25 protein-coding genes are annotated in these 21,905 nt (G+C 74.5%); 18 read left to right on the forward strand and 7 right to left on the reverse strand.

The genetic code is table 11. The features are described from left to right. The first annotated feature begins 8 nt into the window (after positions 1 to 8). The 5 genes from WCD41_RS09915 to WCD41_RS09935 all read left to right on the forward strand — a co-directional run bounded on the left by WCD41_RS09915 (position 9) and on the right by WCD41_RS09935 (position 7,389). Positions 9 to 1,721, forward strand: a complete 1,713-nt coding sequence (locus tag WCD41_RS09915; RefSeq protein ID WP_337713225.1) for a GMC oxidoreductase — start codon at positions 9 to 11, stop codon at positions 1,719 to 1,721. A 413-nt stretch (positions 1,722 to 2,134) separates the two neighbouring features. Next, on the forward strand, positions 2,135 to 2,869 hold the full coding sequence (pepE, locus tag WCD41_RS09920; protein ID WP_337713226.1) for a dipeptidase PepE: 735 nt from the start codon (positions 2,135 to 2,137) through the stop codon (positions 2,867 to 2,869). Then, on the forward strand, positions 2,842 to 4,050 hold the full coding sequence (locus tag WCD41_RS09925) for an amidohydrolase family protein (protein ID WP_337713227.1): 1,209 nt from the start codon (positions 2,842 to 2,844) through the stop codon (positions 4,048 to 4,050). Before pepE ends, WCD41_RS09925 begins: the two co-directional genes overlap by 28 nt. A gap of 85 nt (positions 4,051 to 4,135) precedes the next feature. Beyond that, positions 4,136 to 7,075, forward strand: coding sequence for an FAD-binding and (Fe-S)-binding domain-containing protein (locus WCD41_RS09930; RefSeq protein ID WP_337713228.1), 2,940 nt, complete (start codon positions 4,136 to 4,138; stop codon positions 7,073 to 7,075). Beyond that, the gene (locus tag WCD41_RS09935; RefSeq protein ID WP_337713229.1) at positions 7,072 to 7,389 is read left to right on the forward strand and encodes a DUF5313 family protein; all 318 of its coding nucleotides are present in this window, start codon (positions 7,072 to 7,074) and stop codon (positions 7,387 to 7,389) included. The genes WCD41_RS09930 and WCD41_RS09935 overlap by 4 nt, the downstream gene beginning before the upstream one ends. A gap of 70 nt (positions 7,390 to 7,459) precedes the next feature. Here WCD41_RS09935 and WCD41_RS09940 read toward each other — a convergent pair whose 3' ends face one another. Then, entirely contained in the window at positions 7,460 to 8,923 is a 1,464-nt protein-coding gene (locus tag WCD41_RS09940; RefSeq protein WP_337713230.1) for an alpha/beta fold hydrolase, read from the reverse strand. A 15-nt stretch (positions 8,924 to 8,938) separates the two neighbouring features. Next, positions 8,939 to 10,480 carry a glycosyltransferase family 39 protein gene (locus WCD41_RS09945; RefSeq protein WP_337713231.1) on the reverse strand — a complete coding sequence of 514 codons (1,542 nt, stop codon included), beginning with the start codon at positions 10,478 to 10,480 and terminating at the stop codon, positions 8,939 to 8,941. 177 nt (positions 10,481 to 10,657) lie between these two features. Here WCD41_RS09945 and WCD41_RS09950 point away from each other — a divergent pair, with 177 nt between their 5' ends. The 3 genes from WCD41_RS09950 (at position 10,658) to WCD41_RS09960 (ending at position 12,583) form a co-directional block, all read left to right on the forward strand. Beyond that, positions 10,658 to 11,407: a BglII/BstYI family type II restriction endonuclease gene (locus WCD41_RS09950; protein WP_337713232.1), complete on the forward strand. Its 750-nt coding sequence runs from the start codon at positions 10,658 to 10,660 to the stop codon at positions 11,405 to 11,407. A gap of 92 nt (positions 11,408 to 11,499) precedes the next feature. Next, entirely contained in the window at positions 11,500 to 12,189 is a 690-nt protein-coding gene (locus WCD41_RS09955) for an MT-A70 family methyltransferase (RefSeq protein ID WP_337713233.1), read from the forward strand. A 151-nt stretch (positions 12,190 to 12,340) separates the two neighbouring features. Beyond that, a complete protein-coding gene (locus WCD41_RS09960; protein ID WP_337713234.1) occupies positions 12,341 to 12,583 on the forward strand; it encodes a helix-turn-helix domain-containing protein in 243 nt (80 codons plus the stop codon). On the opposite strand, the gene WCD41_RS09965 is transcribed toward WCD41_RS09960, so the two are convergent. Further along, positions 12,580 to 13,089 carry an ester cyclase gene (locus WCD41_RS09965; protein WP_337713235.1) on the reverse strand — a complete coding sequence of 170 codons (510 nt, stop codon included), beginning with the start codon at positions 13,087 to 13,089 and terminating at the stop codon, positions 12,580 to 12,582. The genes WCD41_RS09960 and WCD41_RS09965 overlap by 4 nt on opposite strands. 83 nt (positions 13,090 to 13,172) lie before the next feature. Between WCD41_RS09965 and WCD41_RS09970 the strand changes: the two genes are divergently transcribed. Then, a complete protein-coding gene (locus WCD41_RS09970) occupies positions 13,173 to 13,811 on the forward strand; it encodes a hypothetical protein (protein ID WP_337713236.1) in 639 nt (212 codons plus the stop codon). A 21-nt stretch (positions 13,812 to 13,832) separates the two neighbouring features. Here WCD41_RS09970 and map read toward each other — a convergent pair whose 3' ends face one another. Then, positions 13,833 to 14,618 carry a type I methionyl aminopeptidase gene (map, locus tag WCD41_RS09975; protein WP_337713237.1) on the reverse strand — a complete coding sequence of 262 codons (786 nt, stop codon included), beginning with the start codon at positions 14,616 to 14,618 and terminating at the stop codon, positions 13,833 to 13,835. Between the two features lie 85 nt (positions 14,619 to 14,703). Further along, positions 14,704 to 16,191 carry a flavin-containing monooxygenase gene (locus tag WCD41_RS09980; protein ID WP_337713238.1) on the reverse strand — a complete coding sequence of 496 codons (1,488 nt, stop codon included), beginning with the start codon at positions 16,189 to 16,191 and terminating at the stop codon, positions 14,704 to 14,706. A 46-nt stretch (positions 16,192 to 16,237) separates the two neighbouring features. On the opposite strand from WCD41_RS09980, the gene WCD41_RS09985 reads away from it, so the two are divergent. The 3 genes from WCD41_RS09985 to WCD41_RS09995 are packed head-to-tail and all read left to right on the forward strand — an operon-like array spanning position 16,238 to position 17,677. Continuing rightward, complete coding sequence (locus WCD41_RS09985) at positions 16,238 to 17,098, forward strand: helix-turn-helix domain-containing protein (protein ID WP_337713239.1); 861 nt, start codon at positions 16,238 to 16,240, stop codon at positions 17,096 to 17,098. Beyond that, positions 17,095 to 17,484, forward strand: a complete 390-nt coding sequence (locus WCD41_RS09990) for a VOC family protein (protein WP_337713240.1) — start codon at positions 17,095 to 17,097, stop codon at positions 17,482 to 17,484. Before WCD41_RS09985 ends, WCD41_RS09990 begins: the two co-directional genes overlap by 4 nt. Before the next feature lie 4 nt (positions 17,485 to 17,488). Continuing rightward, a complete protein-coding gene (locus tag WCD41_RS09995; RefSeq protein ID WP_337713241.1) occupies positions 17,489 to 17,677 on the forward strand; it encodes a hypothetical protein in 189 nt (62 codons plus the stop codon). A 3-nt stretch (positions 17,678 to 17,680) separates the two neighbouring features. On the opposite strand, the gene WCD41_RS10000 is transcribed toward WCD41_RS09995, so the two are convergent. Then, a complete protein-coding gene (locus WCD41_RS10000) occupies positions 17,681 to 18,058 on the reverse strand; it encodes a cupin domain-containing protein (RefSeq protein ID WP_337713243.1) in 378 nt (125 codons plus the stop codon). Positions 18,059 to 18,131: 73 nt separating this feature from the next. On the opposite strand from WCD41_RS10000, the gene WCD41_RS10005 reads away from it, so the two are divergent. After that, positions 18,132 to 18,590: a MarR family winged helix-turn-helix transcriptional regulator gene (locus WCD41_RS10005; protein WP_337713244.1), complete on the forward strand. Its 459-nt coding sequence runs from the start codon at positions 18,132 to 18,134 to the stop codon at positions 18,588 to 18,590. 97 nt (positions 18,591 to 18,687) lie between these two features. Continuing rightward, positions 18,688 to 19,095: a VOC family protein gene (locus WCD41_RS10010; protein ID WP_337713245.1), complete on the forward strand. Its 408-nt coding sequence runs from the start codon at positions 18,688 to 18,690 to the stop codon at positions 19,093 to 19,095. Positions 19,096 to 19,103: 8 nt separating this feature from the next. Here the strand turns inward: WCD41_RS10010 and WCD41_RS10015 are convergent, their stop codons facing one another. Continuing rightward, positions 19,104 to 19,619, reverse strand: coding sequence for an amphi-Trp domain-containing protein (locus tag WCD41_RS10015; RefSeq protein WP_337713246.1), 516 nt, complete (start codon positions 19,617 to 19,619; stop codon positions 19,104 to 19,106). A 378-nt stretch (positions 19,620 to 19,997) separates the two neighbouring features. Here WCD41_RS10015 and WCD41_RS10020 point away from each other — a divergent pair, with 378 nt between their 5' ends. The 4 genes from WCD41_RS10020 to WCD41_RS10035 all read left to right on the forward strand — a co-directional run bounded on the left by WCD41_RS10020 (position 19,998) and on the right by WCD41_RS10035 (position 21,883). After that, positions 19,998 to 20,318 carry a hypothetical protein gene (locus WCD41_RS10020; protein WP_337713247.1) on the forward strand — a complete coding sequence of 107 codons (321 nt, stop codon included), beginning with the start codon at positions 19,998 to 20,000 and terminating at the stop codon, positions 20,316 to 20,318. Positions 20,319 to 20,415: 97 nt separating this feature from the next. Beyond that, complete coding sequence (locus WCD41_RS10025) at positions 20,416 to 20,850, forward strand: VOC family protein (RefSeq protein WP_337713248.1); 435 nt, start codon at positions 20,416 to 20,418, stop codon at positions 20,848 to 20,850. Positions 20,851 to 20,855: 5 nt separating this feature from the next. Then, on the forward strand, positions 20,856 to 21,497 hold the full coding sequence (locus WCD41_RS10030) for a winged helix-turn-helix transcriptional regulator (protein ID WP_337713249.1): 642 nt from the start codon (positions 20,856 to 20,858) through the stop codon (positions 21,495 to 21,497). A 56-nt stretch (positions 21,498 to 21,553) separates the two neighbouring features. Beyond that, positions 21,554 to 21,883 carry a putative quinol monooxygenase gene (locus WCD41_RS10035; protein WP_337713250.1) on the forward strand — a complete coding sequence of 110 codons (330 nt, stop codon included), beginning with the start codon at positions 21,554 to 21,556 and terminating at the stop codon, positions 21,881 to 21,883. Positions 21,884 to 21,905: the final 22 nt, after the last annotated feature.

Here is a 21,905-nt window from a genome sequence, read left to right on the forward strand (position 1 = left end):
TTCCTGCGGTGCCACCACACCACTACGACGTGCTCGTCGTCGGATCCGGGTTCGGGGGCAGCGTCACGGCGCTGCGGCTCGCGGAGAAGGGCTACCGGGTCGGGGTCCTCGAGGCGGGCCGGCGGTTCACGCCGGAGACCCTGCCGGCGACGTCGTGGGACGTGCGGAACTTCCTCTGGGCACCGAAGCTCGGCTGCTACGGCATCCAGCGCATCCACGTGCTGCGCGACGTCGTGGTGCTCGCGGGCGCGGGCGTCGGCGGGGGCTCGCTGAACTACGCGAACACGCTCTACCGGCCGAAGAGCGACGCGTTCTACCGCGACCCGCAGTGGGCGTCGATGACCGACTGGCGCGACGAGCTGGACCCGTTCTACGAGCAGGCGACGCGGATGCTCGGCGTCGTCACCCAGCCGTCGGTGACGCCCTCGGACGTCGTCATGCGGGAGGTCGCCGAGGAGCGGGGCCGCGGGCACACGGTGAGCCCGACGCAGGTCGGCGTGTACTTCGGCGACGGACCGGGCGTGACGTCCCCGGACCCGTTCTTCGGGGGCGCGGGACCGGAGCGCACCGGGTGCCTCGAGTGCGGCGAGTGCATGACCGGCTGCCGGCACGGCGCCAAGAACACCCTCGAGACCAACTACCTCGCGCTGGCCGAGCGGGCCAGAGCCGTCGTGCACCCGGAGACGACGGTCCGCACGGTCCGGCCGTCGTCGTCCGGCTACACCGTCGAGACCCGCGCGACGCGGGGGCGGGGGCGGACGACGTTCACCGCCGACCAGGTCGTGCTCTCCGCGGGCACGTGGGGCACGCAGTCGCTGCTGCACCGGCTGCGCGACACCGGGGTGCTGCCGCGGGTGTCGCGACGGCTCGGCGAGCTGACGCGGACCAACTCCGAGGCGCTGGTCGGGGCGATGGCGCGCCGCGCCCCGGAGCCGGGCGGGCCGCGCGACTTCACCCGCGGCGTGGCGATCACCTCGTCGTGGCACCCGGACGACGACACCCACATCGAGCCCTGCCGCTACGGGCGCGGCTCGAACGCCATGGGCCTGCTGACGACGCTCATGACCGACGGCGGCGGGCGGGTGCCGCGCCTGCTCAAGCTGCTGGGCGGGATGGTGCGCCACCCGCGCACGTTCGCGCGCTCCCTGGACAAGCGGCACTGGTCGGAGCGCACGGTCATCGCGCTGGTCATGCAGTCGCTGGACAACTCGATCACCGTGCGCCGGCGGTTCGGACGGCTCGTCTCCCGCCAGGGCCACGGCACGCCGAACCCGACGTGGATCCCGGCGGCCAACGAGACCACGCGTCGCCTGGCCGAGATGATCGACGGCGACCCGGGCGGCACCTGGGGGGAGGCGGTGAACATGCCGATGACCGCGCACTTCATCGGCGGCTGCCCGATCGGCGCCGACGCCGAGCACGGCGTGATCGACGGTTACCAGCGCCTCTACGGGCACCCCGGCCTGCACGTCGTCGACGGCTCGGCGCTCTCGGCGAACCTGGGTGTGAACCCGTCGCTGACGATCACCGCCCAGGCCGAGCGGGCGATGGCGCTGTGGCCGAACAAGGGCGAGCCCGACCCCCGCCCGGCGCTGGGGTCGCCGTACCGGCGGGTGGAGCCGGTCGCGCCCCGCACGCCGGTGGTGCCCGCCGACGCCCCCGGCGCCCTGCGCCTCGTCGGCCTCGGCACCCCCGCCGTCCCCCCGCGCACCCCGGTCTGACGTGCGAGGAATGCGGCTTTCCTGGCGTGTCACGCCAGGATCGCCACACGCTCGCCGACGCGACACGCCGAGAACCCGCGATGGGGCTCGCGAGGTGTTTCAGCCTCGCGGCCACGCTGACAATCCAACACAGCACGCCGATAGGGTCAGGAAAGCCCCCAGCTCGCGCTGACGCCTCGCCACCGGTGGTGATCAGGAGAGCGTTGTGCACCCCGGATGGCGGTGTGAGGCGGATGGCGCTCCTGACTCCGACGCGACATCCCGCCCGGATCGAGCCTGCGGAAATACTGACGTTCAACGTCTGTGTCCGGCCTCCGGCGCGGCAGCTCCGCTGCGCTGCGTGCCGCGGGTGGCCGCCAGGCTGACACCACCCCGTGCGTCGGCCACCGTGACCGGACGGCGAGGATCGCCGCGTGCCCGACCTGCCCGCCGACGCGCTGCTGTTCTCCAACTCCCGCCCGCCCGGGGCCGCGGTGCCGTTCGCGCACGCCGCCGACGCGCTCCGGGAGCACCTCGGCGGCCGGACGCTCTGGTTCGCGCCGTGGGCCGGGGACGACCTCGACGCCTACACCGGGTTCGTCGCCGACGCGCTGGAGAACGTCCTCGGTCCCCTCGACGTCCGCGGCCTGCACCGCGAGCCCGACCCGGCGGCGACCCTCCGCGACGCCGACCCCGACCGCGAGACCGTCTTCGTCGGCGGCGGCAACACGTTCCGCCTGCGGCGGCGCACCGGCGACAACGGGGTCCTGGACGCCCTGCGGGCGCGGACCGACCTCCGCTACGCGGGCGCCAGCGCCGGCTCCAACCTCGCCTGCCCGACGATCATGACCACCAACGACATGCCCATCGTCGACCCGGGCGGCTACGACGCCGTCGGCCGCATCCCCGTACAGATCAACCCGCACTACCTCGACGCGGACCCGCACTCCACCCACCGCGGCGAGACCCGCGAGGAGCGCATCCACGAGTTCCACCAGGAGAACGCCGTCGCGGTGGTCGGCCTGCGGGAAGGGGCCTGGCTCCACGCCACGGCCGGCACGCTGACCCTCGACGGCCACACCGCGCGCCTCTTCCGCCGCGGGCACGAGCCCGAGGAGCTCGCGGCGGGTACCGACCTCACGTGGCTGCTCGCGACACCTACCTCCTGACCGACGTCCGCACCCGCCACCACGCGGGGCCCGTGGACGTCGCCGTCGACGGCGGCCGGATCGCCGCGGTCGGCGCGGACCTCGACCGCGGGGGACGGACCGTCCTCGACGGCGGGGGACGCACCGTCCTGCCCGGCCTCGTCGAACCGCACCTGCACCTCGACAAGGCGATGCTCGACCCCGGCCCGGACCCCGACGCCGGGCTCGACGCGGCCGTGGCGCGGACCGCGGAGCGCAAGAAGGCCTTCACCCCGGACGACGTCCGCGCCCGCGCCACCGACGTCCTGCGCCGGGCCCACGCGGCCGGGACCACCCGCGTCCGCACCCCCGTCGACGTCGACCCCACCGTCGGTCTGACCAGCCTCGACGTCCTGCTGGCCCTCCGGGAGGAGTGGGCCGGACGCATCGAGCTCCAGGTCGTCCCGTTCCCGCAGGAGGGCATCGCGGCCCGGCCCGGCACCCGCGACCTCCTCGTCGAGGCGCTGCGCCGCGGCGCCGACGTCCTCGGGGCGTGCAGCTACGCCGAGGACGACGTCGACGCCTGCCGCGAGCACGTCCGCGACGTCCTCGACCTCGCCCAGCACCACGGCGTCCCCGTCGACGTCCACGCCGACTTCGCCGCCGGGGCGGGTGGGGGTGCCACCGACCCGCGCCACGACCTCGCCGCCGACATCGCGACGATGACGAGCGCGGCGGGGATGCAGGGCCGCGTCGTCCTCGGCCACGTGACGACCCTCGCCGGCCTCGACCCCGACCGGCGCCGGCGCACCGCCGACGCGCTGGCCGCGGCGGGGGTCGGCGTCGTCGTCCTCCCGCCGACCGACCTCTACCTCGTCGGCGCCTCCGCCCCGGTCCGCGAGCTGCGCGACGCCGGGGTGCGCGTCGCCTGCTCGTCGAACAACGTCCGCAACGCCTTCACCCCGTTCGGCACCGTCGACCCCGTCGACACCGCCCTGCTGCTCGGGCACATGCAGGGCGTCGACCTCGACACGCTCCTCGACGCCGTCACCGTCGACGCCGCGGCGCTGCTGGGCGACGAGCACCACGACGTCGTCCCCGGCGCCCGGGCGGATCTGGTCCTCCTCGACGCCCCGGACGCCCGCACCGGTCTCCTCGACCGCGCGCGCCGGACGCCCGTCGCCGACCCGCCCGCCGAGCGAACGGGGACTTCGCGCGCCTAGAAGCCGCGAACGCCACGTTCGTTGCGACACACGCACGCCGACCCCGGACGGCGAAGGCACCCGGACCGGCGCAGACTGATCCGCGATGACCACGATGCGTCGATCGTCCGCCGACTCCCTGCTCGCCGAGGACCTGCGCTCGGCGGTGCGCGGGCGGGTCCGTTTCGACACCGCGAGCAAGGCGATGTGGTCGGCGGACGCCTCGAACTACCGCCACGTGCCGATCGGCGTCGTGCAGCCCGTCGACGTCGACGACGTCGAGGCCGTCGTGGACGTCACGCGCCGTCACGGCGTCCCGCTGCTGCCGCGCGGGGCGTCGACGAGCATCGGCGGCCAGGCCGTCAACGAGGCGGTCATCGTCGACTTCTCGCGCCACATGACCCGGGTGCTCGACATCGACCCGGACGCCCGGACGGCGCGGGTCCAGCCCGGCGTCGTCCTCGACGACCTGCGCGAGGCCGCCCGCCCGGACGGGCTGACGTTCGGCCCCGACCCGTCGACGCACAACCGCTGCACGCTCGGCGGGATGATCGCCAACAACGCCTGCGGGTCGCACTCGGTGGCGTGGGGCAAGACCGTCGACAACGTCCGCGCGCTCGAGGTCCTGCTCGCCGACGGCACGCGGATGGGCGTCGGCCGCACGCCCGACCTACCGGCCGCGATGGCGCGCCCCGGCCGCGAGGGCGCGATCTACCGCGAGCTGGCCGCGCTGCGCGACCGCTACGAAGGCCTCGTACGCGACGAGCTGCTCGGCCACGGGATGACCCGGCGGGTCAGCGGCTACAACCTCGACGAGCTGCTCGACGACCACGGCTTCGACCTCGCCCGCGCGCTGGTCGGCACCGAGGGCACGTGCGCGACGATCCTCGAGGCGACCGTCGACCTCGTCGAGTCGCCGCCCGCGCGGGCGCTGTGCGTGCTCGGGTTCCCCGACGCCTACGTCGCCGCCGACCACGTCATGCCGATCCGCGAGCACCACCCGCTGACGATCGAGGGCATGGACACCGGCGTCATCGGGGCCCTGCGCGCGAGCCGCCCCGACGACCGCACGCACGAGCAGCTGCCCGAGGGCAAGGGCTGGCTCTACGTCGAGACCGGCGGCGCCGACCGCGCGGAGGCCACGGCGAAGGCCGAGGCGATCGGGCGCGAGATGGCCCGTTACGGCGCGAGCGTCAAGGTCGTGGCGGAGCCGACGGCGCAGCGTGCGCTGTGGAAGATCCGCGAGGACGGGTCGGGGATCGTCACCCGCTCCCCCGACGGCGGCGAGGCCTGGCCGGGCTGGGAGGACGCCGCGGTGCCGCCGGCGCAGATGGGCTCCTACCTGCGCGAGTTCGACGCGCTGCTGGCCAGGCACGGCCGTCGGGGCGCCTACTACGGGCACTTCGGCGACGGCTGCCTGCACGTGCGCATCGACTTCGACCTGCTCACCCGCCCCGGCCTGGCGAACTTCCGCGCGTTCCTCACCGACGCCGCCGACCTCGTGGCCGCCCACGGCGGGTCGGTGTCCGGCGAGCACGGCGACGGGCAGGCGCGCGCCGAGCTGCTCGCCCGTACCTACAGCCCGGAGCTGCTCGAGGCGTTCGGAGCGTTCAAGAACGCCTGGGACCCCGAGGGACGGATGAACCCGCGCCGCGTGGTCGACCCGGCGCCGATGGATGAGGACCTCAAGGTCTTCGTCGGCGTCCCCACGATCGGCCCGACGACCGAGCTCGCCTACACCGACGACCGCGGCAGCTTCACCCGCGCCAGCCGGCGCTGCATCGGCGTCGCCAAGTGCATCTCGGACTCGGGCGGCTACATGTGCCCGAGCTACCGGGTCACCGGCGAGGAGTCCCACTCGACGCGGGGCCGCGCGCGGATGCTCTTCGAGATGGCCTCCGGGCAGCTGGTGCCGGACGGCTGGCGCTCCACCGAGGTCCGCGACGCCCTCGACCTGTGCCTGAGCTGCAAGGCCTGCCAGCGCGACTGCCCGGTGGGCGTGGACATGGCGACCTACAAGGCCGAGTTCCTCGCCCAGCACTACCAGGGCCGCGCGACGAAGCGCCCCCGCAGCCACTGGTCGATGGGTCACCTGCCGCGCTGGCTGCGTCTCGCCGACGCCGTCCCCGGCCTCCCGCGCGTCGCGAACGCCCTCGTCCGCCGCCCCGCGCTGGCCTCGATCGCCAAGCGCCTCGGTGGCATCGCCCCGCAGCGCGACATCCCGCCGCTGGCCCCGAAGCCGCTGCGCCGCCTCGTCGGCGCCCGGCGCGCGCACGCCGACAGCACGAAGCCCCGCGTGCTGCTCTGGCCCGACACGTTCACCGCGGCGTTCGATCCCGAGCTCGCCCTCGACGCGATCGCCGTGCTCGAGCACCTCGGCTACCGGGTCGAGCTCCCGGACGGCCAGGTGTGCTGCGGGCTGACCTGGCACACCACCGGCCAGCTCGACACGGCCCGCGCGGTGGCGCGGCGCAGCCTCGACGTCGTCAAGCCGTGGCTGGACGACGGCGTCCCGGTGGTCGGCCTCGAGCCGTCGTGCACCGCCGCGCTGCGCCAGGACGTCGTCGAGCTCCTCGGCCCCGACGACGAGGACGCCGTCCGGCTGGAGAAGTCGACGCGGACGCTCGCCGAGGTCCTGGCGAAGCACACCGACGAGCTGCGGGCGCAGGTCACGACGACGACGAAAGCCGTCGCGCAGATCCACTGCCACCAGTACGCGGCGATGGGCTTCGACGCCGACCGCTCGGTGCTCGACGCGCTCGGCGTCGACGTCCGGGTGCTCGACGAGGGCTGTTGCGGGCTCGCGGGCAACTTCGGGTTCGAGGACGGGCACTACGAGGTATCGACGGCGTGCGCGGAGCGGGGGCTCATGCCCGCCGTGCGCGCCGCGGACCCGGACACCGCGGTGCTCGCCGACGGCTTCTCGTGCCGCACCCAGATCCGCCAGCTCGAGAACGCCGGCCACGAGCCGGTGCACCTCGCCCACGTCGCGGCGACGGCGCTGGGACTCCGGACCCGGGAGCGCGCGACCGTCGGGACGCCGTGACCCGTCCCGGCGCCCTGCGCTGGATCGCCTACGCGTTCGGGGCGCGGCTTCCGGTGCGGTACGCGCCGTGGGTACTGCACGACCTGACCTGCCGCACGTGGTTCCTGCGCCACCTCGCCCGCTCCGCGGTGCAGGCCACGCCGGCGGCACTGCTGGCGCTGCTGCCCGGCCCGGTGTGGCTGAAGGTCGCCCTGCCCCTGTTCGTGCTGTTCTCGACGCTGTTCATGGCCACGCTGTTCTCGCCGATGGTGCGCGAGAAGCGGCTCTACCAGCACGGATACCTGCCGGAGGTCGTCCTGCGGGACGACGAGTAGGTGGCCTTCGGCCATGTGAGCACTTTCGCGTGCTGGAGCACGCGAAAGTGCTCACATGCCGGAGGCACCCTCACAGCCCGGCGGGGCACCGCTCGGGCGGCGTGACCCGCGGGTCGAGCAGGTACGCCGTATAGGCCTCGGCGGCGCAGCGGCTGGGCGCGTCGAGGGTGGTGTGGCCGATGGCGTCGACGACGAGGACGTTCGCCGCCGCGAGCTGGGCGGCCGTCGCACGCGCGTCGGCGAGCGGGGTGGTCGGGTCCCAGCGCGAGTTGACCAACAGTGCGGGCGCCGCGAGCGGGGCGTTCCACGGGCCGAGGTAGCGGTCCGGGTCGATGGCCGGCCAGTCGACGCACATCGCGTGGTTGAGCGCCGTCGACGCCCCGACGATCGGGTGCGCGGCCTGCTCGGCGACGACCGCCGCGTCCATGTCGGCGGCCGACGGGGTGACGCTGTCGGTGCACTGGATCGCGAGGTAGGACGGCGAGTGCTCGGGAGCCCATGGCGTCGCCGGCAGGGGGATGCGACCGCCCGACGGCGGCGCGGGGAGCGCGGCGAGCGACCGCATCAGCCCGGGAAGGCGTCCCTCGGTCTGCAGGGCGCGGTCGATGCGGGCCACCACCTCGGCGGACGAGGCACCGGCCGCGGCGACGACGTCGGTGGCCCGGGCCCGCGGTTCGGGGCCGAGCGGGCACGTGGGTGCCGCGGCGCACCGGTCGAGCGCGACGCCGAAGGCCTCCTCCCACGCCTCGCTCACCGCGGCCCGGACGTCCACCGGGACCCGCTCGGTGCCCGGCGCGCCGGCCGCGTTGGCGACGAGGTCGAGGCTGCCGTCGAGCACCATCGCGCGGGTGTGGGAGGGGAAGAGGTTGGCGTAGGTGGCCGCGGAGTACGTCCCGTAGGAGTAGCCGTAGAGGCTGACGGTCTCCTCGCCGAGGGCCTGGCGGACGAGGTCGACGTCGCGCGCGGCGTTGGCCGTCGAGAGGTGGCCGAGACGCTCCCCGGTGCCGGCCAGGCACGCCCGTCCCGGCTCGGCGGCCGACGCCCAGAACGCCGGTGTCCGGGCCGGGCCGACGGGCGCGGGCACCCGGTCGCCCCCGAACGGGGCGCACTCCACCGGAGCCGAGCCCCCGGTGCCGCGGGGATCGACGGTCACCAGGTCGAAGCGGGCGCGCAGGGCGTCGAACCGGCCCGCGAGACGCCGCAGGCTCGACGTCCCCGGTGAGCCCGGGCCGCCGTAGTTGACGATCAGCGTGCCGATGCGCGCCGCGGGATCGGTCGCGGGCATCCGCAGCGCCGCCAGCGTGATCGTCGGGCCGGACGGGCGCCGGTAGTCGAGCGGCACGACGACGTCGGCGCACTGGTGGGCGCCGCACGAGCGCCAGTCGAGCGCCGGGACCGCGGCGCCGTTGGTGCCCATCGACGGCGCCCCCGGCGCCGGACCCCCTGGACCCCCCGTAGCCCTCGGAGCGGCGTGCCCGGCGCACCCCACCACCGCCGCCAGCAGGAGGACGGCGAGCAGCGCGCGGGATCTCACGCATCCATGATGGGGCTAGCGCATGTGCGTGATCGACGGCCACGCCGCCGACCACGGGACCCGCAGCGTGCACAGGGAGAGCGGGACGTCGCCGTTGATGACCGCGTTCGCCGCCGGGTCGACGTGGCGGGGCAGGGGGGCGATCGTGCGGCAGAGCTCCTCGGCGCCCTCGACGTCGCCGACGAGGATCGCCGCGGTGGCGGTGTCCGGGGGCGGGCCGAAGAACGCGAACCCGCGGTGCGGGCTGTACACCGGCGGCAGCCCGGCGGCGGGGCCGTGGACGTCGAGCGCCGCGGCGTACCAGTAGGAGAAGGCGAGCACGGTGGTGTGCGCCTGCTGGTCGGGCGGCAGCGACCGGTACGCGGCGCCGGTGTCGGCGGCGAGGCTCTGCCAGCCGACCTGGCCCGCGGCGAGGAAGTCGCCCCACTCGACGCGCCAGGCCACCGGGCCGAGCGGCAGCCCGAGCACGGCGACGACCAGCGCGGACGCGACGTAGGCCGGGACGGAGGTCGACCAGCCCCACCACCGTGCCGGGCGCCGGTCCTGCAGCACGACGGCGCCGGCGGCGAGGAGGACCGCCGCCAGACCCATCACGTAGTACGGCCGCCCGCCGGCGACGATCATCGCGGCGGTCGTGACGAGCACGGCGATCCCCACCGCGCGCCAGGGCCGGAGGACCTCGAGGCGCAGGAGTCCCCACAGCCCCAGCGCCGCGAGGACCGCGCCCGGCACGAGCCCGACGTCCCACGCGGCGAACGGGAGGAACGACCACCGGTTGCCGGTCAGGCCGCCCTCGCCCGCCACCACCGACCCCATCTGCAGCTGCGGCCAGCCGTGCGTCGCCTGCCAGAGCAGCGTCGGCACGGTCGACGCCGCCGCCACGACCAGCGCGAGCCAGAGCGCCGGCCGACCGAGCAGCCGGCGGGGACCGGCGACGAGCACGCCGACCGCCAGCCCGGCGACGAGCACGGGGACGAGGAACTTGACCGACAGGGCCACCGCGAGGACCGGCCCGGCGGCGAGCAGGACGCGGTCCTGCCGGGTGCGCATCCACCGCACGACGAGCCAGAGCAGGACCGCCCACCCGAACGGGTCGATGGTCGAGGTCGCGAGCAGGTGGCCGGTCGCGAGGAGGAACGGCGAGATGGCGGTGGCGGCGCCGGCGAGCAGCTGCGCGCGGCGCCGCCCGCCCATCTCGGCCGCGATCAGCGCGGTGACCACGACGTGCGCCGCGCTCGTCAGCGTGGCCGGCAGGCGCAGGACGACGAGGTTCCCCGGCGCGATCGCGTCGAGCGCGGCGGCGAGCCACGGCACCAGCGGCGGCTGGTCGGCGTACCCCCAGGCCAGGTGGCGGCCCGCGCTGACGAAGTACAGCTCGTCGCCGAACGCCCCGTACCAGGCGGAGCTGACCAGGTGGACGAGCGCGACCACCCCCGCCAGCAGGAGCACCGGGCGCCAGGCCACGCGCGCCGCGGCCCGCACCGCCGGGCCGGCCCCGGGACGGACCTCCGGCCCGACCTCCGGCCGCACAACCGGCTGGGGTGCCGTGGCGGTCACCGCGGCCGACCTCCGGCCGTCGCGAGGTGGTGACCCATTCGAGCGACCCTAGGGACGACACGCTGCGTCGCCGTGCCCGGGGTCACACGGCGACCCGGGGTCGGGCCGTCGGGACCACCGCCGGTCGGCGGCGCCGACGGCCGTCCCCCGGCCGGCGTGGTGCGAGACTGTGCGGCGATGGAGCTCACGCAGGGGTGGTCGACGGTCCTGCCGCCGGGGATCGCGGAGCGCTACGAGCTCCGCGAGACGCGCAACGCCGCCGCGGTGCTGGCGGCCACGAGCGCGGTGGAGTTCGGCGAGGTCTGCGCGGTCCTCGCCGAGTTCGCCCTCACCACCGCGGACCTGGTCGAGGCGGGCGGCAACGAGTCCCGGCTCGCCGCGCGCCTCAACGCCGCGTTCCGGTCGCGGGGGTGGCGGGAGGGCCGCGTCGACACGGTCGTGACCTCCCGGCTGCAGGTGCAGCCCTGGGCGCCGGCCGGGGAGGCCGGCGTGACGGTCCGCGAGAGCGAGGTCGTCAACGAGGGCTACAAGGTCGACAACGTGAAGGGCCGGGTCGCCCTCGACGTCGAGTGGAACGCCAAGGACGGCAACCTCGACCGCGACATCGGCGCCTACCGCGCCCTCTACGACGCCGGCCTCATCGACGGGGCGGTCCTGCTCACCCGCACCCACGACGACCTGCGCGACCTCGCCCGCGAGCTGGCCCGCGCGGCCGGGCGCAGCGACGACGAGGTCCGCAGCCGGCTCTCGACGTCGACCACCACCCACCTGGGCAAGCTCGAGTCGCGCATGACGCGGGGGGACGCGGGCGGCTGCCCCCTGCTGGCCGTGGCGATCTCCCGCCGCTGCTGGGTCCCCGCCGACGGCGAGCGCGACCGGCCGGCGCGGCCCGCGCCGCTGATGCTCACCGACGAGTTCGCGCCGTGACGGACCGGAGCGACCCGAGCGGTCCCGAGGGGCTGTCGGGGGGCGGCACTAGCGTCCCGCTCACCCCGATCCCGGCGAGGAGGCCCGAGACGATGACCCTGGCGGCGGACGCCGGTCCCGACACCGCTGACCCCGGTCCCCGGCGCGAGCGCGCCACGCCGCTGCGCGTGGACGCGGCGCCCCTGGAGCAGGTCGCGCTCCCGCGCACCGCGGGCGGCTGGTCCTGCGTGTACGCCGACCCCCCGTGGCGGTTCACCAACCGCACCGGCAAGGTCGCGCCCGAGCACCGGCGGCTCGACCGCTACGACACGATGACGTCCGCCGAGATCGCCGCGCTGCCCGTGGCGGACGTCGTGTCGGCCAACGCCCACCTCTACCTGTGGGTGCCGAACGCCCTGCTCCCCGAGGGTCTCGCCGTGATGCAGGGCTGGGGCTTCCGCTACGTCAGCAACCTCGTGTGGGCCAAGCGCCGCAAGGACGGCGGGCCGGACGGGCGGGGCGTCGGGTTCTACTTCCGCAACGTCACCGAGCTGATCCTCTTCGGCGTGCGGGGGTCGCTGCGCACGCTCGAGCCCGGGCGGCGCCAGGTCAACATGCTCGAGACGCGCAAGCGGGAGCACTCGCGCAAGCCCGAGGAGGCCTACGACCTCATCGAGGCGTGCTCCCCCGGCCCGTACCTGGAGATGTTCGCCCGCTATCCGCGGTCCGGCTGGGCCAGCTGGGGCGCCGAGTCGGCGGAGGACGTCACGCCGCGCGGACGCCAGTTCCGCGCCTACAGGTAGTACACGGCCGGACAGATATTCTCACGCCGCGTCACCGCACTACGGCGTCGGACGTACCTTGATCTCGTTCGCAGTACGCGTCCGACCGCTTGACTCAGGAGTAATCCCCGATAGTGGCGGCATTCGGCCACGCGCTGTGATACTGCCCCGCATGGCGAAGACACCGGAGCTGGCGCGCAACCAGCGGGTGACGGGGGCGGAGCGCTCCAAGTTGGGCAGCGAGCTGCTCAAGCGGTACCAGAAGGGCGCCAGTATCCGGGAAATCTGCGCCGAGACCGGCTACAGCATCGGACGCGTGCGCCGCCTGCTCGTCGACGCGGGCGTCGAGTTCCGCGGCCGGGGCGGCACCCAGGGCCGCAGCCGCAAGGACGGCGCCAAGCCCAGCGCGGGCTAGCGTCCCGCGCGTCGCCGCGCCAGCGCGTTGAAGCCGCGCTTGAGCACGACGTCGACGCGCGACCCGTCGGCGGGCAGGAGCCCGATCTGGCGGGCGAACTGCATCTGGTCGAAGACGACGAAGTTGCTCGCGATCCGCCCGTCCTCGACCACGAAGTGATCGATCCCGTCGAGGTCGACCCGCGCCCCGGTGGCGGCGATGCCCTCCCAGTCCGCCCCCGAGTGCGTCCCGGTGATGCGCCACCGCAGGAAGACGTCACCCTCCTGCGCGGCCATGCCCTGGATGGTGAACGCGACGTCCGGCACGGCGGCGAACAGGCCGGAGAAGAACCCGACCACCTCGTCGCGCCCGTGCGCGGTGCGCGTGGGGTACCGGGCCCGGATGTCCGGGGCGAACACCTGCCGCAGCGGCTCCGCGTCGTGGGCGTTGAGCACGTCGATCGTCCAGCGGATGATCGCCCCGGGGGAGGCGTCGGCGGGCGGTGTCGGGCGGGGCGGGGCGCTCACGAGGCGGGAGCGTAGACGGCGCCCGCTCCGGGCACCTCCTCGTCCGGAACTCCCCAGATCGTCCCCCGAGGTGACCCGCACCGATGAGCACTTCCCAACTCGCCGCCCAGTGGGTGTCGGCGGTCGGCAGCGCCGGCTCCCTGCTCGGCTTCGCCGCCTACGTGTGGATCATGCTGCTGAACCGCAAGGACCAGGTCGAGGTCCGGCAGGAACAGCAGGCCCAGGGCGTCACGGCGTGGCTCGACGAGGGCGCGCGGCACGGCCGCGACGAGGACTACGTGCTGTGCGTCCACAACGGCGGCGACTCGCCGGTCTTCCAGGTCCGGTGCCTGTTCAGCCTGCCGTCCAGCGAGGAGCAGCACAGCGTCTCGATGGCCCTGCTGCCGCCCGCCAGCGACCAGACCCACTCGCTGCCCTTCGGCGCCGACGAGGTCAGCCGCGAGGAGCTGTACTCGGCCCCCGCGGTGCCGGAGATGCGCTTCACCGACTCGCACGGCACCCACTGGGGCCGTGACGGCAACGGGCAGCTCCACCGCCTCGATCGCCGCCGGGCCCGGCGCAAGCCGTCCTCGTCCGGCCGGGACGGCGGGCAGGACGCCGCCCGCGACGACACCGAGTGGGAGAAGGCGCACCGCGAGCGCGCCGACGCGCCGCAGGAGGGCACGTCGCAGGGCTCGGCGTCGCAGGACGACAGCAAGGAACGCGCCAGCAGCCAGAGCTAGGGGTCGGAGCCCTGCCCGCGCTCAGAGCAGCGTCAGGATCCGCGGTCCGACGTCGGTGATCGCGACGGTGTGCTCGGCGTGCGCCGCCCGGCTGCCGTCGGCGGTGCGCAGGGTCCACCCGTCGCCGTCGTGGACGTAGTCGTCGCCACCGCCGGCGTGCAGCATCGGCTCGATCGCGATGACCATGCCGGCCCGCAGCTTCAGGCCCTTGCCGGCCTTGCCCTCGTTCGGGACGTGCGGCGCCTCGTGCATCGCGCGTCCGATGCCGTGGCCACCGTGGTCGGCGAGCATCCCGTAGCGGGCCCCGCGGGCCACGGCGCCGATCGCGGCCCCGAGGTCGCCGAGCCGTGCGCCGGGCCCCGCGGCGGCGATGCCCGCCTCCAGCGAGCGCTCGGTGGTGGCGATCAGCTCGAGGTCCGCCGGGTCGGGGTCGGCGCCGACGACGGCGCTGAACGCCGCGTCCCCGCACCACCCGTCGAGGAACGCGCCGCAGTCGATGCTCAGCAGGTCACCCTCGGCGAGCCGGTAGGGCCCGGGGATCGCGTGCACGACGGCGTCGTTGACGCTCGCGCAGATGACGCCCGGGAACGGGGTCGGCGCGAACTGGGGGTGGTAGTCGAGGAACGCGGGCACGGCGCCCGCGGAGATCATCACGTCGTGGGCGACGCCGTCGAGCTCCTTGAGCGAGACACCCGGCGCGGCGGCGGTGCGCACGGCGTCGAGGCAGCGGGCGACCACGCGCCCCGCCTCGCGCATGGCGTCCACCTCGCCGGGGGTCTTGAGCTCGATCTCGGCACGGCGCAACATGCCCCGACCCTAGACACCGGGCCCGTGAGCACCGGGAATGACACCAGTGTAGTTCGTCCCCAGTGTGGACAGAACCTGTGGACAACTACCGCTGCGCGGTGAGGAAGTCGTACTCGGTGGGATCGAGGCGCGACACCGCGCGGACGTACTGCTCCATGTAGCGCGGCCAGTTCGCGACGATGCGGCCGGACTCGTCGCGGTACCAGGAGTCGCACTGCGTCCACGCGGTGCCCTCGAACGCCTCCTGGAGCTCGCGGTCGGAGGCCTGCTCGACGTCGCGGCGCACCTCCAGCGCCGCGGCCCGGCGCCGCGCCGTCTCCTCGAGGGCCTGGCGCACGTAGGCGACCTGGGCCTCCAGGAACACGATGATCGAGCCCCCCGAGGTGTTCGTGTTGGGTCCGTAGAGCACGAACAGCGACGGGAAGCCCGGCACGGTCATCCCCAGGTGGGCGTGCGCGCCGTCGCCCCACTCCTCCTGCAGCGTCCGCCCGTCGCGGCCCACGACGTCCATCGGGAACATGAACTCGGTGGTCCTGAAGCCCGTACCCCAGATCAGGACGTCGGCGGGGTGGTGGCGTCCGTCCTCGGTCCGCACGCCGTCGGCCTCGATGCCGGTGACCCGGTCGGTGACGAGCTCGACGTTGTCGCGCTCCAGCGCCGGCAGGTAGTGGGAGCTGAACAGGATGCGCTTGCAGCCGAAGGTGTAGTCCGGCCACGCCTTGCGGCGGACCTCCGGGTCGCGCAGCTGACGGCGCATGAACAGCGTCGAGTACACGCGCCCGAGCCGCCCGACCGTCTTCGGGTGCCGGATCATCAGTGTCAGCGACTCGAGGTAGCCCTTGAGGAAGAAGCGCCGGGTGCGCATCACCCCCGGCACGCGGCGGAAGACCTCCCGCAGCGCCGGCGGGTAGTACCGGTTCTTGCGCGGGAAGAACCAGTTGCCGCTGCGCTGGAAGACGGTCATCTTCCCGACCTCGGGGGCGATGGCCGGGACGAACTGCACCGCACTCGCCCCCGTACCGACGACGGCGACGCGCTTGCCGTGGAGGTCGACGTCGTGGTCCCAGCGCGCCGAGTGCATCTGCGGGCCCGCGAAGTCGTCGGCACCGGGGATCGCCGGGATCGCCGGGGTGTTCAGCTGGCCGGTCGCGAGCACGACCGCGTCGGCCTCCCAGCGACGGCCGTCCTCGGCCTCGACGGTCCAGGTCATGGTGGGCTCGTCGAGCCGGACGGTCGCGACGCGGACCGAGGGCACGAACACCTCGTCGAGGCCGTACTCCTTGGCGACGCCCTGCAGGTACTCGAGGATCTCCGGCTGCGGGGAGCACAGCCGCGACCAGTCGCTGCGCTGGGCGAACGAGAACGAGTACAGGTGGCTCGGGACGTCGCAGGCCGCGCCCGGGTAGCTGTTGTAGTACCAGGTGCCGCCGACCTCGGGCGCGCTGTCGAGGATCACCACCTCGGCGACCCCGCGCTCGCGCAGCTCGATCGCGGCCGCGATGCCGCCGAAGCCCGCGCCCACGACCACCACGCGGGTGCCGCGCCCCGTACCCGTCCCGTTGCCCACCGTCACGGGCCGGACGGTATCCGTTCCGCGCCGCTTTTGGCAGGCTGCCAACGTGACCGTCACGGCGCCGCGCCCACATCGGGTGCTCGCGGACGTCGTCCGGCGCTACGAGCCCTACGACGAGGTCGCGGCGCCCGCGCCGCTGCGGCGGCGGGAAGCGCCGCACGGCGCCTGCACGCTGATCCTCGCCTGGGCGGATCCCCTCGAGATGACCGGCCCCGGCGGCGACTCCCGGCACGCCGCGTTCCTGGCGGGGATGCACGACGGTGCCGTCGTCACCGCGTTCGCCGGCCACCAGCAGGGCATCCAGGTCGACCTGACCCCGCTCGGTGTGCTGCGCCTGCTCGGACGACCGACGTCCGCGCTGACGAACCGGATCGTGCCGCTCGACGCCCTCGACGCGCCGACCCTCGCCGCCCTGCCGGACCGGCTGGCGCACGCGCCGTCCTGGGCCGACCGGCTCGCGCTCGTCGACGACGCGCTCGCCGGCCTCGTCGCCGACTCGCCCGCCCGTCCCGACCCCGAGGTGACCCACGCCTGGACCCGGCTGTGCCGGGCGCGCGGGCGCGTGGCCGTCTCGACCCTCGCCGACGAGACCGGCTGGAGCCGGCGGCACCTGCTCACCCGCTTCCGCGACCAGGTCGGGCTCGCCCCCACGACCGCCGGGCGCGTGCTGCGGTTCCGGGAGGCGGCGCGACTGCTCGTCCCCGGAGCGCACGGCGCGACGGAGCCGTCGGCCGCCCGCGTCGCCGACGTCGCCGCGGCCTGCGGGTTCGCCGACCACTCGCACCTCGTCCGCGAGTTCCGCGACCTCGCGGGCGTCACGCCGACCCGCTACGTCGAGGAATGGCGTCACGGGTTCCCGGACGTCCAAGACCGGGCGGGCGCCGCGGTCCTACCGTCTCCGTCATGAGCGTCTACCCCACCCTGCGCTACCAGGATCCCGAGGCAGCGATCGCCCTGCTGCGCGACGCGTTCGGCTTCACCGTCGCCGCGGCCCACCGCGACGACGCCGGCGCCGTCCAGCACGCCGAGCTCGTGCAGGGCGGCGGCGCCGTCATGATCGGTCCGCGCCGCGAGGGCGACCGCTTCGCCACCGGGCGGGCGGTGATCTACGTGGCCGTGGACGAGGTCGACGCCCACCACGACCGCGCCGTCGCCGCCGGCGCGGAGGTCATCATGGGTCTGACCGACCAGGACTACGGCTCGCGCGAGTACGCCGCCGTCGACGGCGAGGACAACGTCTGGAGCTTCGGGACCCACCGCCCCGACACGACGGCGGGCAGCCAGGCACCCTGACGGTGTGGGCACCCTGATCCTCGTCCTGCTGGGCATCCTGCTCGTTCTGACGATCCTCTCCGTCGCACTGACGGTGGTCGAGCGGTGTCGCAGGTCCGCCGAGCACGACCCCCGGCTGCGCGCCGATCGCGATCTCCCGCCCGCGCCGTCCGACCGGCCGGGTCGCCGACGCCCGTGGGGCGGGCGCTCGTAGCCGTCAGGCGATCCAGGGCGGCACCACCGGGTCGCGGCCGGGCCCGGAGGCCGTGTCGTCGCCCGGCCCGGTCACCACGGCCTCGAGTCCGCGCTCGGCGTCCGCGTGGACGCGCCGCGGGAGGCCGGCCGGGAGCACGAGCGTGTCCCCCGCGGCGAGCGCCACGACCTCGCCCGCCACCTCGACCCGCGCGGCGCCGCCGACGACCGTCCAAATCTGCTCGCCCGCCATCACGTGGTCGGGGCCGGCCGCACCGGGCGCCATCTCCACCCGCCACAACGCCTGGCGGCTCGCCCCCTGCGTCGGCGACGCGAAGGTCGTCATGGTCGCGTTCGGCGTGGTCGTGCGCCGGGCGTCGGCCCGCCGGATCACCGTGTCCACGGGGTCCTCCCTCTAGACTCGTCAACATGATTGACCAAAAAGGTAAACATTGTTGACGGGATCGTCCAGCCCCATGTCCGGAGGCGAGCTCGCGCTGCGCCTGCTGGGCGCGTTCCGCGACCTGGTCGACGCGATGCACGCGGAGCTCGCACGACGCGGGCATCCGGACGTCCGGCCCGGGCACGGCTTCGCGCTGCAGGCGATCGCGCCCGGACCGGTGACGGGCTCCGAGCTCGCGGCGCGGCTCGGCGTCACCAAGCAGGCCGCGGGCCGGACCGTGGACGTCCTCGCCGGGCGCGGCTACGTCGAGCGCGCCGACGACCCCGCCGACGCGCGTCGCCGCCTCGTCGTGCTCACCCCGCGCGGGCGGGAGCTGCTCGCGCTCTCCGGCGAGATCCTCGAGCGGCTCCGGTCGGAGGGGGCCACGGCGGTCGGCCCGGAGCGCTTCGCGGCGTTCGAGGACGGGCTGCGGGCCCTCACTGACGGCGGCGGCGGACCGTTCGCGGCAGCCGGCTGGTTCGTCTCGTCGTGACCTGAGGGGGAAGCGCCCGTCAGGCGGTTCCCCGGGGCCCCGGCCGGGTCTAGGTTTCACGCCCGTCGGGGCCCGCGTCGAACCTCCGGAGCACCTCATGGGCGTCACCCTCAACCCTTACCTGCACTTCGACGGCGAGGCGTCCGACGCCATCGCCTTCTACGCCGACGTGCTCGGCGGCACCACCCAGGTCATGACCTTCGCCCAGATGGGCATGGAGGGCCCGGACGCGAACAAGGTCATGCACGGCCAGCTCGAGACCGACCACGGCATCACCCTCATGGTCTCGGACATGCCGCCCGGGGAGAGCCGCCGCCGCGGCAACGACGTGACGATCTCGCTGTCCGGCGACGACGACCCGACGCTGCGCGCCTACTGGGACAAGCTCTCCGCGGACGGCACCGTCGAGACCCCGCTCGAGAAGCAGATGTGGGGCGACGTGTTCGGCGCCTGCACCGACCGCTACGGCGTCCACTGGCTCGTGAACATCACCCCATCGGCCTGACGCCCGGCTCAGCCGCCGTCGGACGCGGGAGAGGCGGGGGACGCCGGAGCCGCCGGCTTCCCGCTCCTCGCGGGCGCCTTGCCCGGGGTCTTCGGGGCGGCCTTCGTCGTCCTGGCCTTCGCGGGTGCGGCCGCCTTGGCCGGCGCCGTCACCTCGGCGCCCGCGCCCTCGGTGCCGGCGGCGGATGAGGTCGGCGTGGTGGCCGCGGCGGGCTCGTCGTCCTCCTCCCCGGCGGCGTCGTCCTCGTCCTCGTCGTCGTCCTTGTCCTCGTCCTTGTCCTCGTCCTTCTTCCCCGCGCGACGGGTCGACCAGGACAGCTCCAGCTCCAGCTCGACCTCGTCGCCGTCGACCTCCACCTCGATCTCGACGTCGATGTCGTCGGCCAGCGGGAGGGTGAGCACCGGCCCCGAGAGCGACAGCTCGGCCGACCCACCCTCGCGGATGGCGTCGGCGAGGTCCGCGAGCCAGTCCGCGACCTCCTCGCGCGACAGCGTCACCTCGTGCTCGACCTTGACCTCGGCCATCGCGGAGTCCTTTCCCTCGGGGGCGCGACGTCACCGCGCCGGTCGGGCTACAGCGTTCCAGGGAAAGGATGATCCGGACGTCAGCGAGGGGGAACAGAATCGCGCGGCGCGCTCCCCGCGGCACCCCTCGGTGTCGCTCCTTCGGGTTGCGCCGTGGCTGCGAGGGGTCGGATTCGTCGCCGGTGTCGTGTCCCCAGTCGCTCGTCGGCCGTGCCGTCGGCCAGGGAGGCGACCGTTCCCGCAGGTCACACGCCCCTTGAGGTGCGTGTACGCAGCGTGGCCCCCCGGGATCGCCGCATTTCCCTCGCAGCACCCGGTCTGTCAGGGTTCGCCGCCCCGCCGCGGATCTCCTGACGCGGCGCCGACGCGAGGAGCCCCATGACCACGACACACCGCACGCGTCTCGCCGCACGCTTCCTGCTGGGGGTGACGGCTCTCGGTCTGTCCGCGCTGCCGCTCAGCGCCGGCGTGGCCTCGGCCGACCCGTGCGACCCCCAGTCCTCCGCGCCCTGCTCCGGACCGAACGTCGAGTCCCAGGGCACCTCCATGCCCGCCGACCCGGGCGAGGCCGGGCCCGTCGACCTCGTCGGCCCCGAGCTCGCGGCCTGCGCCGCGAGCGGGGCCACGCCGGTCGCTCTGCCGTGTGCAGCCGGGGCGGGGGTCTACGGAGCTCTCGAGGGCGCGTCGAACGCCCGGTGACGCCCGGGTGGGCCTCCGCCTCGACCCGGGCCCTTGACGGCGCACTTGTTTTTCACAAGTGTGAGCGCCGCATCGGACCGACGAGAGGCGACCCACCATGACCGCGATGTTCGTGAACCTGCCGGTGACCGACCTGGAGCGCGCGAAGACCTTCTACTCCGCGCTCGGATTCACCATCAATCCGCTGTTCACCGACCACAACGCGGCCTGCGTCGTCGTCGAGCAGGACCACAGCGCCGTGATGCTGCTGACGCGCGAGTTCTTCCAGACCTTCACCGACCTGCCGATCGGCGACCCGGCGGTGAACCCGTCGGCGGCGACCGCGATCTTCCTCGACAGCCGGGAGGCGGTCGACACGACCGTCGCGAACGGCCTCGCCACGGGCGGATCCGAGGCCCGCCCCGCCGCCGACCACGGCTTCATGTACCAGCGACAGCTCACCGACCCCGACGGCAACGTCCTCGAGTTCGGCTGGATGGACCCGTCGGCCGCGGAGCAGGGTCCGGAGGCCGTCGCGAGCCAGCAGGGCTGAGGCCCGTGGCGCCCCGCGAGTACGGGCAGTACTGCGGCATCACCCGCGCGCTGGAGCTCGTGGGCGAACGCTGGGCGCTGCTCATCGTCCGCGACCTGCTCGTCGGACCGCGCCGCTACGGCGAGCTCGCCGCCGGTCTGCCCCGCATCCCGACCAACGTCCTGGCCGCGCGGCTCAAGGAGCTGCAGGAAGCCGGCATCCTGCGCCGGGCGCCGCGCTCGCGCGTCATCGTCTACGAGCTGACCCCCTACGGCCACGAGCTCGAGCCGGTCGTGCTCGCGCTCGGGGCGTGGGGGTTCAAGGCCCTGGATGATCCGCGCGACGAGCAGATCGTCACCCCGGACTCGATCACGATGTCGCTGCGCACAGCCTTCCGGCCGCAGGTGGCCGCGGAGCTGCCCTCGACCGTCTACGGGGCGCGCCTCGGCCCCGACGAGCTGCTCATCCGGGTGGCCGGCCCGACCCTCGACGTGGCGCGGGAGAGCGGGCCCGCCGATCTCGCCTTCGCCACCGGCCCGGGCATCCACCGGCTCATCTCCGGTGAGCTGGCCCCGGACCGTGCGATCGCCACGGGCGTGGTCGAGGTGCTGCGCGGGCGCGGTGACCTCCTCGACCGGTTCGCGAGCACGTTCCACCTGGCTGCCTGACCCGGTGTCGGGGGCGGCGGCGCTACGCTCGGCCGATCCCGACGGGAGGCTGCGCCGTGATCTTCATCGTGATCAGCATCGACGTCCGTGCGGACAAGCGCGACGACTTCCTCGAGGGCGTCACGCGCTACAGCGCGCAGGTCCGTGAGGAGCCCGGGAACCTGCACTTCACGTGCTACGAGAGCGTCGAGGCGCAGAACGAGTTCGTCGTCCTGGCGAACTACGCCGACCAGGCCGCGGGCGAGGCGCATGTCGGCTCGGCGCACGCGCAGTGGTTCTTCGGGTGGTTGCCCTCGGTCGTCTCGCGCGTCCCGACGATCGTGTACCAGGAACTGCCCGCCGGCGTCGGTTGGTCGGAGATGGGCGAGGTCGCCGCCCACATGTAGACGCCGCCGAGCGCCTACGCTG

The sequence above is a fragment of the Actinomycetospora aeridis genome, assembly GCF_037400275.1.
In the GTDB taxonomy this organism is placed as follows: Bacteria; Actinomycetota; Actinomycetes; order Mycobacteriales; family Pseudonocardiaceae; genus Actinomycetospora; species Actinomycetospora aeridis.

Bases quoted from the DNA above. Each gene is read 5' to 3' on its own strand.
- WCD41_RS09930 (WP_337713228.1), top strand. From the start codon at position 4,136: ATGACCACGATGCGTCGATCGTCCGCCGACTCCCTGCTCGCCGAGGAC.
- WCD41_RS09950 (WP_337713232.1), top strand. From the start codon at position 10,658: ATGGAGCTCACGCAGGGGTGGTCGACGGTCCTGCCGCCGGGGATCGCG.
- WCD41_RS09955 (WP_337713233.1), top strand. From the start codon at position 11,500: ATGACCCTGGCGGCGGACGCCGGTCCCGACACCGCTGACCCCGGTCCC.
- WCD41_RS09960 (WP_337713234.1), top strand. From the start codon at position 12,341: ATGGCGAAGACACCGGAGCTGGCGCGCAACCAGCGGGTGACGGGGGCG.
- WCD41_RS09970 (WP_337713236.1), top strand. From the start codon at position 13,173: ATGAGCACTTCCCAACTCGCCGCCCAGTGGGTGTCGGCGGTCGGCAGC.
- map (WP_337713237.1), bottom strand. From the start codon at position 14,618: ATGTTGCGCCGTGCCGAGATCGAGCTCAAGACCCCCGGCGAGGTGGAC.
- WCD41_RS09990 (WP_337713240.1), top strand. From the start codon at position 17,095: ATGAGCGTCTACCCCACCCTGCGCTACCAGGATCCCGAGGCAGCGATC.
- WCD41_RS10005 (WP_337713244.1), top strand. From the start codon at position 18,132: ATGTCCGGAGGCGAGCTCGCGCTGCGCCTGCTGGGCGCGTTCCGCGAC.
- WCD41_RS10010 (WP_337713245.1), top strand. From the start codon at position 18,688: ATGGGCGTCACCCTCAACCCTTACCTGCACTTCGACGGCGAGGCGTCC.
- WCD41_RS10015 (WP_337713246.1), bottom strand. From the start codon at position 19,619: ATGGCCGAGGTCAAGGTCGAGCACGAGGTGACGCTGTCGCGCGAGGAG.
- WCD41_RS10020 (WP_337713247.1), top strand. From the start codon at position 19,998: ATGACCACGACACACCGCACGCGTCTCGCCGCACGCTTCCTGCTGGGG.
- WCD41_RS10025 (WP_337713248.1), top strand. From the start codon at position 20,416: ATGACCGCGATGTTCGTGAACCTGCCGGTGACCGACCTGGAGCGCGCG.